Source organism: Wandonia haliotis (genome assembly GCF_039523435.1).
Lineage (GTDB): Bacteria > Bacteroidota > Bacteroidia > Flavobacteriales_D > Crocinitomicaceae > Wandonia > Wandonia haliotis.
The window spans coordinates 224774-239822 of sequence record NZ_BAAAFH010000011.1; the positions used below are offsets into that span (position 1 = coordinate 224774).

Annotated in this window: 15 protein-coding genes; 9 read left to right on the forward strand and 6 right to left on the reverse strand. The window is 38.5% G+C overall.

Annotated elements, in window-relative coordinates; all coding sequences use genetic code 11:
- Positions 1–93 precede the first annotated feature (93 nt).
- Entirely contained in the window at positions 94–897 is an 804-nt protein-coding gene (locus ABDZ97_RS09145) for an XRE family transcriptional regulator (RefSeq protein ID WP_343786788.1), read from the forward strand.
- Here ABDZ97_RS09145 and porQ read toward each other — a convergent pair.
- The 3 genes from porQ to ABDZ97_RS09160 form a co-directional block, all read right to left on the reverse strand.
- On the reverse strand, positions 894–1955 hold the full coding sequence (porQ, locus tag ABDZ97_RS09150; protein ID WP_343786791.1) for a type IX secretion system protein PorQ: 1062 nt from the start codon (positions 1953–1955) through the stop codon (positions 894–896). The genes ABDZ97_RS09145 and porQ overlap by 4 nt on opposite strands.
- Positions 1956–2074: 119 nt before the next feature.
- Positions 2075–4483 (reverse strand): TonB-dependent receptor, encoded by a 2409-nt coding sequence (locus ABDZ97_RS09155; protein WP_343786793.1) that lies wholly within the window; start codon positions 4481–4483, stop codon positions 2075–2077.
- 47 nt (positions 4484–4530) lie between these two features.
- Complete coding sequence (locus ABDZ97_RS09160) at positions 4531–5067, reverse strand: hypothetical protein (protein ID WP_343786795.1); 537 nt, start codon at positions 5065–5067, stop codon at positions 4531–4533.
- Between the two features lie 137 nt (positions 5068–5204).
- Here ABDZ97_RS09160 and pyrR point away from each other — a divergent pair, with 137 nt between their 5' ends.
- From pyrR to ABDZ97_RS09195, 7 genes are all read left to right on the forward strand, one after another.
- Positions 5205–5756: a bifunctional pyr operon transcriptional regulator/uracil phosphoribosyltransferase PyrR gene (gene pyrR, locus ABDZ97_RS09165; protein WP_343786798.1), complete on the forward strand. Its 552-nt coding sequence runs from the start codon at positions 5205–5207 to the stop codon at positions 5754–5756.
- A complete protein-coding gene (locus tag ABDZ97_RS09170) occupies positions 5749–6678 on the forward strand; it encodes an aspartate carbamoyltransferase catalytic subunit (RefSeq protein ID WP_343786800.1) in 930 nt (309 codons plus the stop codon). The genes pyrR and ABDZ97_RS09170 overlap by 8 nt, the downstream gene beginning before the upstream one ends.
- Before the next feature lie 39 nt (positions 6679–6717).
- Positions 6718–7080 (forward strand): STAS domain-containing protein, encoded by a 363-nt coding sequence (locus ABDZ97_RS09175; protein ID WP_343786803.1) that lies wholly within the window; start codon positions 6718–6720, stop codon positions 7078–7080.
- Entirely contained in the window at positions 7077–7991 is a 915-nt protein-coding gene (locus tag ABDZ97_RS09180; RefSeq protein ID WP_343786805.1) for a ribonuclease Z, read from the forward strand. Before ABDZ97_RS09175 ends, ABDZ97_RS09180 begins: the two co-directional genes overlap by 4 nt.
- Positions 7988–8782, forward strand: coding sequence for a DUF3050 domain-containing protein (locus ABDZ97_RS09185; protein ID WP_343786807.1), 795 nt, complete (start codon positions 7988–7990; stop codon positions 8780–8782). Before ABDZ97_RS09180 ends, ABDZ97_RS09185 begins: the two co-directional genes overlap by 4 nt.
- 178 nt (positions 8783–8960) lie before the next feature.
- Positions 8961–10742 (forward strand): 30S ribosomal protein S1, encoded by a 1782-nt coding sequence (gene rpsA, locus ABDZ97_RS09190; protein ID WP_343786809.1) that lies wholly within the window; start codon positions 8961–8963, stop codon positions 10740–10742.
- A 96-nt stretch (positions 10743–10838) separates the two neighbouring features.
- Entirely contained in the window at positions 10839–11456 is a 618-nt protein-coding gene (locus tag ABDZ97_RS09195; RefSeq protein ID WP_343786811.1) for a DsbA family protein, read from the forward strand.
- Position 11457: 1 nt separating this feature from the next.
- On the opposite strand, the gene ABDZ97_RS09200 is transcribed toward ABDZ97_RS09195, so the two are convergent.
- On the reverse strand, positions 11458–12147 hold the full coding sequence (locus ABDZ97_RS09200) for a TrmH family RNA methyltransferase (RefSeq protein ID WP_343786813.1): 690 nt from the start codon (positions 12145–12147) through the stop codon (positions 11458–11460).
- A 66-nt stretch (positions 12148–12213) separates the two neighbouring features.
- A complete protein-coding gene (locus tag ABDZ97_RS09205; protein WP_343786815.1) occupies positions 12214–12486 on the reverse strand; it encodes an HU family DNA-binding protein in 273 nt (90 codons plus the stop codon).
- Between the two features lie 395 nt (positions 12487–12881).
- Here ABDZ97_RS09205 and ABDZ97_RS09210 point away from each other — a divergent pair, with 395 nt between their 5' ends.
- Entirely contained in the window at positions 12882–13649 is a 768-nt protein-coding gene (locus ABDZ97_RS09210) for an MBL fold metallo-hydrolase (protein WP_343786818.1), read from the forward strand.
- Positions 13650–13652: 3 nt separating this feature from the next.
- On the opposite strand, the gene ABDZ97_RS09215 is transcribed toward ABDZ97_RS09210, so the two are convergent.
- A complete protein-coding gene (locus ABDZ97_RS09215; protein WP_343786820.1) occupies positions 13653–15047 on the reverse strand; it encodes a sugar transferase in 1395 nt (464 codons plus the stop codon).
- Positions 15048–15049 lie beyond the last annotated feature (2 nt).

The window sequence follows — 15049 nt, forward strand, 5'->3', positions numbered from 1 at the left end:
CGGGGAGATCAGGAAGTGAAATTTTTAGGTGAAAAATAGCAGGATAATTAAAAATGATTGTATTTTTATCAAAAAAATGATAACTTTACCGTCATGAACTTAGGGGCAAATTTAAAATTACTACGAAAGCGTTTCAAGAAATCCCAGGAAGAGATTTCCGGAGAGTTAGGACTTACAAGAAGTAGTTATAGCGGATACGAGAATGGAGTGGCTGAACCGAATATGGAAACGATTTTGAAAGTTTCTGATTATTATCGTATTCCGGTAGATGAATTATTGCGTCGTGATTTTAATGAACTGAAGGAGCCCGAATGGGAAATTATTGAATCAGGAATTTATACGGATGTAAAAGGAAGTCGGTTGAGAGTGTTGACTTCTATGGTTGATGCGGAAAATAATGATTTGATTGAATTAATCCCTGAGAAAGCCCGAGCAGGTTATGCTGTCGGGTATTCGGACCCCGATTACCTGAAGGTATTGCCAACTTTCAGTTTACCTTTCTTGTCGAAGGACAGAAAATACCGTTCTTTTCCGATAAAGGGGGATAGTATGCCGCCTGTAGTAGAAGGTTCTTATGTGGTTGGTGAGTTTATCCAGAATTGGAATTCTGTAAAAAACGGAACTCCTTATATTGTTGTTACCAAGGATGAAGGAATTGTTTTTAAAATCGTGAATAATTTGCTGGCGACAGAAAAGTCGTTTCAATTGTGTTCTACCAATCCTTTGTATCCTCCGTATATGGTGCATGCCAACGATATTCTGGAAATGTGGAAATTTGTTAACTATATTTCTCCCGAATTACCAGAAGTAGCAATTCCGGAAAATGATATTGCAAAAACAGTAAAAGGGATACAGAAAGAAGTAAGTGAACTGAAAAGTATGCTTCGCAAAGTTTAATCAGTAGTAGTGCTTTTACTTCTTTTTTTCCATTCACCAATATTGGTGGATAAAGTGAACATATTATTAAAGCCGGCGGCTGAAATTACATTAATGCCATACTGGATCTGAAACTTTTTCATCATCAGACCGAATCCGAATGAAAATCCGGCTACACCTGTTCTGTCCACGACCTTCATCTCTTGTCGTTGATGGTAGTCGAATGCTGCACGGATATGGATATACTTTCCAAGAATCGTTTCTAATTGAAACGTAAAATGTCTCCCTAATTTTTCGAAGAATCCGGCTTTTTCAACTTCGGTTAACTCACCCGAAAGAGGATCGACAGTTGGTTGTGCATTAGGATCATTATAGGTTAAATCCCATTTGTGTAAATGATGCATCAATACAGATATTCTGAACGGGGCATGCTTCAAACGGTGGGATACACCCAACATAGGATTGGCGGCAATTGGTTCTCTGTTTTTTGAAGTATATCCGGCCAGTTGAACACCTGCATTACGCACTACTGCAGTAACAACAGTACGTTTATCCGCAAAATTGAATGTTCCGGATAAATCAGCTGATATGCCGAAAGCCTGATAGGTTTCAAGTGTTGAAAATATAAAATTCAAGTTTGCTCCGACAGAGATAATTTCATTTAATTTATGACCATATCCTGCGCCAACGATCACATCTCCTGCCGTAAAATTTCCCGCAACTTCTCCATTTGGGAGCGTTAAATCCATTTTTCCATAGGACATATAGCGGATATGACCACTGATCATGCCTGAATTCTTTAGTTGATGAGCATAGCCGAACTGACCATAATTCAGCCCACCTGAAAGGATACTATGACTGAAAGAAGCATTCTTATGGTGAGCAGGATTTAGTAGGGAAGGAGTAGCTAATCCAAGTGTTACATCATCGTCAACCGCTGTAATAAAGTCTTTACCGAGTCCTATTGTACGGGCAGAATAACCAAGATTGAGAAAACCGAAAGTAGATTGCCCTCCAATCTGTCCGTGTACCCAACTTGCTGAAAATAAAACTAAAGCAGCAACAATTCGTAATGACATGAAATAAATTTTTCACCTAAGTAACGAGCGAAATTAACAATTATTGACTGTAAACAAAAAAATAACCGGCTTACAAGAGAAATGTAAACCGGTTACCTACTGTTTTGATGCTGGTTTTATCAGAATTTCATTCGAAGCGATAAGATAAAGTTTCGCCCTGGAGCTGCCAGTCCGGAACTATAGGATCTGTATCGTTGATTGGTGATATTCTCGATTCCACCTGTTACTGTAAAAGTTTTATTGATGTCATACGACATACGAAGATTCAAGGTATACCAGGATGGAGAATAAGGGTTTCCATTTTCATCTTTTGCGTAGATGAATGTTTTCCCCTGTTCTTCAACTGGCAACTCATCAAATGACAAACCACCGTTGTAGACAGCATAAGCTTCTACGCGTACTTTAGAATTACTGTAGTACAGGCGGGTTTGTCCGAATAAGGGAGCAGCATGTCTGGATCTGCTTCGGGTTCCGTTATCCATTTCTTCTTCTCCGTATTGATAGTTAATATGAGATGAGATTCCGAAACCGGCAGGAAGTTTGACGTCTACACCTGCCTGAATTCCCCAAACATAAGCCGAAGCTGCATTTTGTATTGCCTGAACCTGACTAAGCTGACCGTCATACACAATACTGTCTTGTCCGTTTAGCGTGTAGTCTCTTCTTACCAGCGCATTTGTCAAATAGGTGAAATATCCGGTTGCGTCAATTTTCATCCAATCTCCAAACACTTTAGCTATACCAAGGTCAGCATTGTAGGCATATTCGGCCTTTAAGTTCGGATTTGGAACAATTACACTTCCAGGTTCTGAATCAAATATTTTCCCCAGATCATCAATGTTAGGTGCACGATAACCTGTGGATGCATTGAATTGAATCGTCCACTTTTTCGAAGGGTGAATAACGAACCCAAGATTTCCATTTACAGCACCGTTATTTAACGAAGCCTCAGTAAAAGGTAATGTGAAATTGGTAGTATCAAAATCAGCCTGGATCATAAAGTGGCTATACCTGGCACCTGCGTTCAGAATAAATTTTTCATTTACTTTGTACTGATACGAAAGGTAAGCCGCATAAGTAGACCACATAGAGTTCGGGTATCGGGCAGATGTAGATGAGCGTACACCTGTATTTATGTCTTCCTGAACTCCGACTGAACTGATGTCATTGAATACCCCTTCCAGTCCGTAGAAAAGTTTATGTTTACTACCACCCAGATTTTTAAAGAAATCAGCATTTAGTGAATAAGCGTGAACTTCTTCCGTCCGGGTTCTTCTTCTAACATTATTGAACTTTCTGTCAATACGACTTTCCTGAAAGTATTGATGAGCTAAACGAATCATCAGTTGATCATACATCTTTCCGCGCGCATAGTTCGAAATAGTCAGGTTATTCATCATCCAGATTTGAGGTCCATATCGCCATTCTGCTGACTTCGGTGTGTTTCCTGATGTTTCAATTAATCGATCATACCGATCATAATCTGATGTGGTATTCATGTGAAAATTATAATAAAACTCCCATTTTTCTGAAGACTTGAAACGAATTTTCTGCATAATACCTGTTTGAGTAAATCCTGAATTCAATTGTGTTTCAGGATCTGAGTTCGCTTTTGCCACATCCATACTATCTACTCGTTCTACCGTAAAAGTACGTAGATAATCATCGGTTCCGTGAGAACCCATTTTAAGGTCTCCATACCGGTTGAAGGAAACAGAGGTAAGTGAGGCCCATTTTTTACCTCCGACATTGATGTCAAAATGCCCCGCAAATTCATTGTTTGCTGAGGCATAACGTGCAGCGGCACTTCCTTTGGTTAATGTTTTTCCATCAACTGAAAATTGTGGTTTCAGGGTCTGAAAACTCATAACACCTCCGATGGCGTCACTTCCATACATGACCGATCCGGGACCGAACATTACTTCTGCTGATTCAATAGAGAAAGGATCAATTGAGATAATGTTCTGTAAGTTTCCACTTCTGAAAATGGCGTTATTCATACGTACACCATCAACGGCAATAACCAGACGGTTTGTTGCAAAACCACGGATCATCGGGCTACCGCCTCCTTGTTGACTTTTCTGGATAAAAACTTCGCCAGATTGTCCCAGTAAGTCGGCGGTTGTCTGAGGGTTCTGAAGTGCTATTTCTTTTGCACTGATTGTTTTGATTTTTACCGGAACGTCACGAGATAATTGCTCAGAACGGGAGGCGGACACAACAATGTGATCCAACATAACCGAAGTTTGTTCTAACTCAATAGTGAGACCGGCACTTTCGATGGTGGTAAAATCGGTTTCTATTTCTTTGTACCCAAAAGAACGGACGAATATCTTCTCTGCATCAATAAATGAATGCAGATTTATCTGTCCTTTGGCATTTGTCGTTTTTACTAATTCGGGATTTTCCCTGTAAAATGATGCGAACTCTACCGGATTTCCGGTTTCTTTGTCCACAACTGTGGCTATTTGTGAAAAAACCTGTTGTGCGCACAAAAGCAACACAAAGGTAAGAATACTATTCTTCATGTTTTTACTTTGATTTTTTACTTCGTTAATTTTCGCTTGATTGCTAATCAAAGATTTGAAATAGGAGGGGGAGTAGGAGGTTTATTGGTAATACGTTGAATGAATTTAGTGAAAGAAAAGGAAAATTGTTTTTCGAGCGGAAAAAGGACTCGATTGAATTGTAAGACGTCTGTAGTCAGGTAGTTCAAATCTTTTGAATAAGAAAACAGATGCTTTTTTTCAGGATCTTTTTCTGTTTTCTTTCCGAATGACACACTACAAAGCGTATTTAACTTGTGGTTTAATTCGGTTTCGGCTTTATCCCACCAGCAAACAAACGTAACAGAGTCTTTGGTTTCGTTTCTCCAGATTATATCATACATCTGTCCATTGTACTCAAATTCATGGTCATGTTTCCAGTTCAATTTTTTAGATTGTTCCTGCGAAAAAGCAAAATGTACCAGATCCTCTTCAGGCGTTTCGTGGGCGATCATCCACTTCACCTCTTTGCGTATAGTCTTGATTTCCTGTTGAAAATAATATTTCAGTCCCCAAAAGGGAAGGTACAGGATCACAATGAGAAATATGGATAAAAGTCCTCTCAACTATTCATAAATTTATCGTACAAATATAGAGAATCATAAAACAATCAGTACTATATATAAAGTATAGTTCTTCTTCATACGATGTAAACATGCATCAGGAAGAAATTAAATTCTATATTTGTAAAGTTTTAAATCCGATGGAAACACAAGTTATTCTCAATAGCCGGCATTTTGATCTGACGTTAAAGCGTTTATGTCACCAGCTTATCGAAAACCACGGCGATTTTTCAGGCACAGTATTGATAGGGCTACAGCCCAGGGGGGTAAACGTAGTTACCCGTTTGAAGCTTCTTTTGGAAGAAATTTTGGACAAGCCGGTTCAATGCGGATCATTGGATATAACTTTTTATCGGGATGACTTCAGAAGACGAGAACGCCCGTTAATTCCCAGTGCAACCAATATTGATTTTGTTATCGAAAAGAAGAAAGTGGTATTGGTAGATGATGTTCTTTTTACCGGAAGAACAATTCGTGCCGGGTTGGACGCTATGTTGGCTTTCGGACGCCCTTCAGGTGTTGAATTACTTGCTTTTATTGACAGACGATTCAAACGCGAATTGCCTATTCAGGCTGATTACGTTGGTAAGGCAGTTGATACGCTTAGCGAAGAACGAGTTTCTGTTGAATGGCAAGAAATAGAAGGAGAAGATAAAGTAGTATTGTTTACACCAAATAAGCTGAATGGATAATTTAAGTGTAAATCATTTGATCGGCATAAAAGATGTCACACGTGAGGATATCGAGTTGATCTTTAAAACGGCAGATAGTTTTAAGGATGTTATCAACCGGCCGATTAAAAAAGTTCCCTCATTACGGGATATAACAATTGCCAACTTGTTTTTTGAAAACTCTACGCGTACCCGTTTATCCTTTGAATTAGCCGAAAAGCGTTTATCTGCAGATGTTGTCAACTTTAGTGCAGCCTCTTCTTCTGTTAAGAAAGGAGAAACGTTGGTTGATACGGTTAACAATATACTTTCAATGAAAGTGGATATGGTGGTAATGCGCCATCCTAATCCCGGAGCAGCAAAGTTTCTATCGGAACGCGTGAATGCGCGGGTTGTTAATGCAGGTGACGGAACACACGAGCACCCTACACAAGCTCTTTTGGATGCTTATTCCATTCGGGAAAGACTGGGAAGTGTTGAAGGTAAAAAGATTGTAATTGTAGGTGATATTCTGCATTCACGAGTAGCTCTTTCTAATATCTTCTGCCTACAGAAACTGGGAGCCGAAGTGATGGTATGCGGTCCGACAACATTAATACCTAAGTATATTCATGAATTGGGTGTTAAAGTGGAGCATAATCTTCGCAAGGCACTGGAATGGTGTGATGTGGCAAATATGTTACGCATCCAGTTGGAACGTCAGGATATCAAATATTTCCCTTCACTGCGTGAGTATACGATGCTTTTTGGACTGAATAAAGAGATCCTGGATTCACTGGATAAAGAAATTATTGTGATGCATCCCGGTCCGATTAACCGGGGAGTGGAGATTACATCTGATGTAGCTGATAGTAAACAATCCATTATTTTAAATCAGGTAGAAAACGGGGTTGCCGTTCGTATGGCTGTGATTTATCTTCTGGCCGGAAAAATTGAGCGGTAATTCGGAAAAAATATTACTTTTGGGAAAAGTCGATCCGTTATGAACTATATTATCGAAAACCCTGAGAATTGCTCTATAATTACTTCAAAGGTTGATAAACTTGATGCCACAAATGCTACCGAACTTAAAAGTGAATTGGTGCAATTGAATAAAAATGGCGTTAATAATATCATTCTTGATCTAGCTAACACAAAATATTGTGATTCATCCGGGTTAAGTAGTATCCTGATCGGGAATCGTCTTTGTAAAGATTCAAGTGGGTACTTTGTTCTTTGCGGATTACAGCCTACAGTGGCTAAATTAATTTCAATTGCTCAATTAGACCGGGTATTAATGATTGAAGAAAGCAGAGATGCAGCTGTGGATAAATTAGCTGCTCTGAATGTGAAAATCGGTTCATGAAATTTGAAATAACTGTTCTGGGATCCGGTTCTGCTTTACCAACTCTTACCCGGAGACCTTCATCTCACTTTGTTAACTGTAATGAGCGCTATATACTCATTGATTGCGGAGAGGGAACTCAACTTCAGCTTCGTAAATATAAGTTGAAATTTCAGCGTATTGATGTAATATGTATAACCCACCTGCATGGAGATCACTTTTTTGGTCTTGTGGGGTTATTATCCACTATGCATTTGCTGGGAAGAGAAAAAAAACTAACTATTATTTGTCCGGAAGGACTGGAGTCCATTATCCGCATGCAACTGGAGATAGGAGGTGGAGCATATCTTAGTTTTGAAATTGAGTTTAACGAACTCAATTATCCAGCTTCAAAGCTGGTTTTTGAGGACAATGTTCTTGAAATACATTGTTTTCCGTTAAAGCATCGTGTTCCGACACATGGTTTTCTGATTCAGGAAAAAGAACGCTTGTATTCACTTGATAAACCTGCTTTTGACCATTATGGACTTAGTATAGCTCAGATTCCTGCCATTCGTAGGGGAGAAGATATTGAACGCGAAGACGGAACCATTATCCGTAACAAAGAGTTGGTTTTACCTAAAGAAAAACCGAAAAGCTATGCCTATTGTTCGGATACGATATTCAGAGAGAATTTAACAGAGCATGTTTCAGGTGTAGACCTGATGTATCATGAGGCAACTTTTCTTGATAAAGATAAGGATAAAGCGAAGAAAACTTATCATACTACTGCTGCCCAGGCCGGACAACTTGCTAAAAAAGCCCGGGTAAAGAAACTGTTGATCGGTCATTTTAGTACGCGATATTTGGATGTGCAGGGGCATATTGATGAAGCAGGTCAGCATTTTGAAAATGTAGAAGCAGCAGAAGAAGGAAAAGTAATTCGAATATGAAAAATCAGGAGTTTTTGAACCGGTTGAGAGAGGAAATTTCACCCGTTAGAGAAGATATTATTAATCATCCGCTATATGCTCAAATACAGACTATTCGGGATGTAAGATGTTTTATGAAACATCACGTCTTTGCAGTGTGGGATTTTATGTCTTTATTGAAAGTCTTACAAAATCAACTCACATGTACCCGGGTTCCATGGCTTCCGTCGGAAGATGGAGATACAGCATGGTTGATTAACGAAATTGTTGTAGGAGAGGAAACAGACGAAGATGAAAAAGGGGTGAAAATGAGTCATTATGAATTGTACTACAATTCAATGAAACAGGCAGGAGCTTCTACTACAACAATTGATACTTTTATTACTAAATTAAAACAAGGTATTAGCGTAACTGAAGCTTTGGAAGATTCTCTTATTCCTGGTACGGTAAAAGATTTTGTGAAATTTACTTTTGCTTGTATTGAAGAAGGTAAAACACATGTGTTAGCAGCTGTCTTTACGTTTGGAAGGGAAGACTTGATTCCTGGAATGTTTATTTCTATGATGAAAGAAATGCAACAATCAGGTTCAGGTGAGATGAATAAGTTTGTGTACTACCTTGAACGCCATATTGAGGTAGACGGTGGACATCATGGAGAATTAGCATTACGTATGACAAGTATGTTGTGTGGTGATGATGCTGAAAAATGGGAGGAAGCAACACGAGCTTGTGTGTTGAGTCTTCAAATGAGAAAACAATTGTGGGATGGTGTCTTGCATCAAATTCAAACCGAAAGAGTTACTTCTGATTAATCTTTTTGAATCCATGAGATCGTTTGATACATGAAAAAAGAAGTTGATAATTTGTTGATAAAGCAGAAATTACCTATCTTTGCGCCCTATTTTAAAATTCTCGTCCGGCAGAGAAAATTGAATTATTGTTAAATCCTTTCAGGATGCCGGTTGCCTGAAATACAAAGAAATAAGCCGAATGGCAAAAGAACAAATTACAGAAGGACTTTCTGATTTCGATTGGGAAGCAGTATCGCAAGGCGGATACTCTACAGCGAAGCGTGAAGAGTATTCTCAAATGTACGACGAAACTTTAAATGCTATTGCAGAGAAGGAAGTTGTCAAAGGGAAAGTTGTTGCGATCACTAAAAAAGAGGTAGTGATAAACCTTGGTTACAAATCTGAGGGGATCATTCCTATTAACGAGTTCCGCTACAATCCTGATCTTAAAGTTGGGGATGAAGTAGAGGTGTACGTAGAATCACAAGAGGATAAATTTGGTCAGCTTGTTATCTCGCACAAAACAGCTCGTACTCACAATGCATGGGAGCGTGTTAACGAAGCGCTTCAGTCAGGAGAGATTATCACTGGTTATGTGAAATGCAGAACTAAAGGTGGTCTTATCGTTGATGTATTTGGAATCGAAGCATTCCTTCCAGGTTCTCAAATTGATGTTAAACCAATCCGTGATTACGACGTTTACGTTGGTAAGAACATGGAGTTCAAAGTGGTTAAAATCAATGCTGAGTTCCGTAACGTTGTTGTTTCTCACAAAGCACTTATCGAAGCTGAGCTTGAAGAGCAGAAGAAACAAATTATCAGTGGTCTTGAAAAAGGTCAGGTATTGGAAGGAACAGTTAAGAATATTACTTCATACGGAGTATTCATTGACTTGGGTGGTGTTGATGGTCTTATCCACATTACTGACTTGTCATGGGGACGTGTAAATCATCCTGAAGAAATCGTTGAATTAGATCAGAAATTAAATGTTGTAATTCTTGATTTTGATGATGATAAGAAACGTATTGCTCTAGGATTGAAACAACTTCAGCCTCATCCATGGGATGCTTTGGATGCGAATCTGAATGTTGGAGATAAAGTAAAAGGAAAAGTTGTTGTTCTTGCTGACTACGGAGCATTCGTTGAAATCGCTCCTGGTGTAGAAGGTTTGATCCACGTTTCAGAAATGAGCTGGTCACAACACCTTAGAACTGCTCAGGATTTCCTTTCGGTAGGAGATGAAGTTGAAGCAGTTATCCTTACATTGGATAGAGAAGAGCGCAAAATGTCTCTAGGTATCAAACAATTGATGCCAGATCCATGGGAAGGAATTGAGTCTCGTTATCCGGTTGATTCTCGTCACAAATCTAAAGTTCGTAACTTTACTAACTTCGGAGTATTTGTTGAGTTGGAAGAAGGTGTAGATGGATTGATCCATATCTCTGACCTTTCATGGCAAAAGAAAATCAAGCACCCATCAGAATTCTGTAAAGTTGGAGATGAGCTTGAGGTAGTTGTTCTTGAAATCGATAAAGAAGGAAGACGTATTTCTCTTGGACACAAACAACTTGAGGAGAATCCATGGGAAGTATTCGAAACTATCTTCGGAGAAGGTTCGGTACATCAGGGAACAATTGTTGACATGAAAGATAAGTCAGCTATCGTTTCTCTTCCTTACGGAGTAGAAGGTGTTTGTCCGGCTAAGCACTTGAGAAAAGCAGATGGAGCAAACGCAAAAGTTGACGAGACACTTGACTTTAAAGTGATTGAGTTTAACAAGGATGCTAAGAAAATCGTTGTTTCTCATACAGCAACATTTGAAGAAATCGAAACAGAAAAACCTTCTTCTAAGAAAAAAGGTGGTGACTCTTCAACTTCAAAAGCTGTGAAATCAATTAACCAAAATCAGGAAAAATCAACACTTGGAGATTTGGACGCTTTGGCACAATTGAAAGATAAAATGGAAAACGAAGGAAATTAATTCCGGTTGATATTTTATAGTAAGAAAACGGTTGGCTTTTAAGCCAACCGTTTTTCTTTTATCACTACATGCAAAATTATTTCCTAATTTTGCACTATGAAAATTTTGTATTTCTACGACCCTTTATGTGGGTGGTGTTTTGCATTTGCGGGTGCAGTGAAACAACTAAAGGAAAAATATCCTGATTGGGATTTCGAAATTATATCAGGAGGAATGGTAAGAGGAGTAAATGAAGGACCTATTGGTAATATGTCCTCATATATTCTTAGTGCTCTGCCTAGGGTAGAAGAAATGTCCGGTGTAAAATTTGGGGCTGCATACAGGGAGGTGCTCAAAGACGGAACACAGAACACCTCTTCGGTACCGCCATCAAAAGCATTAGCTATTGTTAAAAAACACTTTCCCGAACAACAATATTCTTATGCCGAAGCAATGCAACAGGCATATTATATAGAGGGACAGGATTTGACGTCCATCGAAACACATAAGAAATTGTTTGCTGATCTGGGACTTCCAGTTGAACTACTCGAAAATGAATTCGATAGTGAGGAAGCGATGAAATTAGCATTAGAAGATTTTCAATTTTCAGCGAATTGTGGGATAACAGGTTATCCGGCATTGGTAATTCAGAAAGGTGAAGAATATTTTCTTGCAGCGAAAGGTTATACTTCGTTTGAGCAATTAGCGAATGTCGTTGATCGTATTATAGAATAAACTAATTATCAGTCAGTACATTTCTGAGTACTTCTTCGTACACATCTTCTCCCCGGTAAAGGATGTTTCGACACCATTCGGTTTTGAGATCAATTAATTCTTCATCGGTTAATTGCCATGCGATATCAGAATCCATGAGTCGGTCTCGCAGTGTATTTAAAGATAAGGCTGCAGAAACGCTGATATTAAAACTTTCGGTAAAACCATACATAGGAATGCGTATAGTTTCATCAGCAAGATCAATAGCTTGTTGACTTAAACCGTCCTTTTCGGTTCCGAAAACGAGAGCAACAGGTTGTGAGAGATCCAGTGTTTTTAGTGTTTTATCAGCGTAAGGAGAAGTGGCTATAATTCGGTAGCCTTCTTTTTTTAGTTGATTCAGGCAGGATTCCGTGTTTTGATTTTTATAATGATGTGTGGTCACCCATTTTCCTGCTCCCATCGCAACTTCACGATTTACTTCATATTTTTTTTTATCAGCAATGACGTGAACATCCTGTACCCCGAAACAATCACAGGATCTTACCACGGCACTGGCATTGTGAGATTGATAGATATTCTCCAAAACAACAGCAATATGTTTGGTTCGCAAGCCGGCCAGTTTTTCAATTAACTCCCGTTTGTTATCTGAAACCATATGAAGCATCCGGGTCATAATTTCATGCTTCTGCTTGTACGTGATATTCTTCATCCTTCGTAAAATGAAAAAGGAGACTCAAAATGAATCTCCTTTTTAGAGTTTTTTAAGCTACTGAGATTAGCCAACTGTCTTGTTCAATTCAGCACCAGCTTTAAACTTAACTACTTTTTTAGCAGCGATTTTGATCTCTTTTCCTGTTTGTGGGTTACGACCTGTACGCGCAGCACGCTCAGAAATTGAGAAAGATCCGAAACCGATCAAAGAAATACGGTCACCTTTTTTCAAAGCCTGAGAAGTAGCGTTAATAAATCCGTCCAATGCTTTTTTAGCATCTGCTTTAGACAATCCTGCGTCAGCAGCGATAGCGTCAATTAATTCCGCTTTGTTCATAGTCCTTTTGGTTTTTTAGATTGTTAATAAAAAATTACTTGAAGCAAATATATACGAATAATCAAGCTATACAAGTATTTCAGGGAAAAAAAATATTTAAATGTTGATAATTTTGGCAAAATGTGGATAAATGACCGGATTTTCCAGTGTTTATAAGCTTTTTGGGTATTTTTAATTGCAAAAAACAGAAGTCTTTTAGTTAGGTATAATTCGATAAATAGGGACTAATCTTCTATAAACAGTGCTTTTCTTTCTCACAATTCAAATCAGATGAATTGACTAAAATTTAATCAAAAACGGATAACAAACAATTTATCAGATGGTTTACGATGTATAATACTGATTCGAAAAGGAAAATAAGGGGGGTGAAAGGGAAAAGCTTCTATTTTTGTAGTATGAAAGTTACTGTACTTGGTTCCGGGACTTCGCAGGGAGTACCGGTTATCGCCTGTCAATGTGAAGTATGTTTATCTTCCGACCCGAAGGATAAAAGACTCAGAGCATCCGTTATGATTGAACATGATGGAATGAATTACTGCATCGACAGTGGACCGGATTTTCGCCAACAGATGTTGACAAATGATGTGAGATCTCTGGAGGGAATTTTATATACGCATGAGCACAAAGATCATATTGCCGGAATGGATGATGTGCGTGCATTTAACTTTCTGCAACAACGTCCAATGGATTTGTATTGCAATACTCAGGTAGAAGAAGCGCTGCGTCGTGAATTTCACTATGTTTTTTTACAGGACGGCTATCCCGGTATTCCAAAAGTAACAATAAACAGAATCTCTGCAGATGCTCCTTTTTTATTAAAGAATGGGTTGGAAGTACAGCCGATAGAAGTGTTGCATTATAAAATGCCTGTTTTAGGGTTTCGTATCAATAATTTCACCTATATCACTGACGCGAAGACGATTTCAGAAAAAGAGAAAGAGAAAGTAAAAGGGACAGAAGTATTGATTATAAATGCTCTACGGTTGGAGCCTCATTTGTCACATTTTAACTTAGAAGAGGCTTTGCAGTTTATAGCTGAGATAAACCCTTCAAAAGCTTACATTACACACATTAGCCATTTATTCGGAACTCATCAACAAATTACAGATCAATTACCGGATAATGTTTATGCTGCTTATGACGGATTGACAATCGAATTATAATTGTTATTTTCCTTTTGCTTTTACAACGATTAGTATCGTGTAAAGCATGATTTTAAAATCCAGCGCCAGTGACATGTTCTTCAAATAAAGAAGATCATATTTCATGCGTTGCAGCATTTGATCTACATTCTCGGCATATCCATATTTAACTTGCCCCCAGGATGTAATTCCCGGACGGACTTTTGTCAACTGCATAAACTGAGGTTCTTTTTGTACAATTTGATCAATGTAAAATTGTCGTTCCGGTCGTGGACCAACCAGTGACATATCTCCTTTTATTACATTGATAAACTGGGGAAATTCATCCAGTCGTAGTTTGCGCATTATTCTTCCTACCGGTGTAATACGGGGGTCATTGGAGCTGGATAACTGCGGACCTTTGGATTCTGCATCCGTATACATTGTTCTGAATTTGATAATCTTAAAAGGAATTCCGTCTTTACCAACTCTCTCCTGAAGAAAGAAAATAGGACCCTTAGAAGAAGTAAGAACAGCAATAGAAAGAACAATGTATAAAGGAATGAGTAAAATAAAGGCAATTAGTGAGAGAACAATATCAAATATCCGTTTTAAGGCTTGTTGCCAGAAAGGCATAAATTCCGAATTGACTTCCAGAAGTAAAGCGCCAAAAATGTTGTTCATTCGAACCGACCCTGAAATGATATCATACATGTCAGGAATTAATTTAATTCGAACAGGATACCCTGAAAGAATTGATATAATACCTTTGAGTTTTTCATGTTCGCTTCGATCCAGGGCGATGATAACCTCTTCAATTTCCTGCTCTCTGATCACTTGCTCTATTTGCTTTACATGACCGAAGTAGGGGAGTTTTTCTTCTAAAACGGTATCAATCCCATTCAGATTGACAAATCCGACAAAACTATTTCCCATACTTTTGGGGAGGGCTTCCAGTTCTTCATAAATCTGTACCGCTTTTTCACTTCCCCCAATCAGTAGGGTTTTAAAGCCTACTTTCCTTGTCTGAATACGTCGGACAAAATAGCTGGTAAGTATATAACGGGGGATAATGGTACAAATAAAATGAATAGCAAATAACCCAAGAATAGATTTGTAGTAAAACTGGTAACTGTATATGTCGTCATCCAATAATAGGGCAAAGAAGAGACCTATGCTTCCTGTAAGTGTTGCCGTAAATGTCTGACTGAGGATTTTAAATCTGTGCTGGCGTATTACATTCTGATAGGTTCCGATGATATAGTATAACAATATCCAGAATAAAGGGATTACAATACTACCTAACCAAAAAGTAGGGTTAGTAGAAAACTCAGCCTGTTCGATTTGAATTTTTCTGAAATAATAAAACGCTGCCCAGGCAAGTGCTGCAGAGCAATAGTCAGTAAGAACCATGAACAGAGCAGGGTAACGTGTAATCATGC

Coding starts and splice junctions, on each gene's coding strand:
- ABDZ97_RS09200 (WP_343786813.1), bottom strand. CDS start 12,147: ATGAAGAATATCACGTACAAGCAGAAGCATGAAATTATGACCCGGATG.
- pyrR (WP_343786798.1), top strand. CDS start 5,205: ATGGAAACACAAGTTATTCTCAATAGCCGGCATTTTGATCTGACGTTA.
- ABDZ97_RS09155 (WP_343786793.1), bottom strand. CDS start 4,483: ATGAAGAATAGTATTCTTACCTTTGTGTTGCTTTTGTGCGCACAACAG.
- ABDZ97_RS09210 (WP_343786818.1), top strand. CDS start 12,882: ATGAAAGTTACTGTACTTGGTTCCGGGACTTCGCAGGGAGTACCGGTT.
- ABDZ97_RS09180 (WP_343786805.1), top strand. CDS start 7,077: ATGAAATTTGAAATAACTGTTCTGGGATCCGGTTCTGCTTTACCAACT.
- ABDZ97_RS09175 (WP_343786803.1), top strand. CDS start 6,718: ATGAACTATATTATCGAAAACCCTGAGAATTGCTCTATAATTACTTCA.
- ABDZ97_RS09205 (WP_343786815.1), bottom strand. CDS start 12,486: ATGAACAAAGCGGAATTAATTGACGCTATCGCTGCTGACGCAGGATTG.
- rpsA (WP_343786809.1), top strand. CDS start 8,961: ATGGCAAAAGAACAAATTACAGAAGGACTTTCTGATTTCGATTGGGAA.
- ABDZ97_RS09185 (WP_343786807.1), top strand. CDS start 7,988: ATGAAAAATCAGGAGTTTTTGAACCGGTTGAGAGAGGAAATTTCACCC.
- ABDZ97_RS09215 (WP_343786820.1), bottom strand. CDS start 15,047: ATGATTACACGTTACCCTGCTCTGTTCATGGTTCTTACTGACTATTGC.
- ABDZ97_RS09145 (WP_343786788.1), top strand. CDS start 94: ATGAACTTAGGGGCAAATTTAAAATTACTACGAAAGCGTTTCAAGAAA.
- porQ (WP_343786791.1), bottom strand. CDS start 1,955: ATGTCATTACGAATTGTTGCTGCTTTAGTTTTATTTTCAGCAAGTTGG.
- ABDZ97_RS09195 (WP_343786811.1), top strand. CDS start 10,839: ATGAAAATTTTGTATTTCTACGACCCTTTATGTGGGTGGTGTTTTGCA.
- ABDZ97_RS09170 (WP_343786800.1), top strand. CDS start 5,749: ATGGATAATTTAAGTGTAAATCATTTGATCGGCATAAAAGATGTCACA.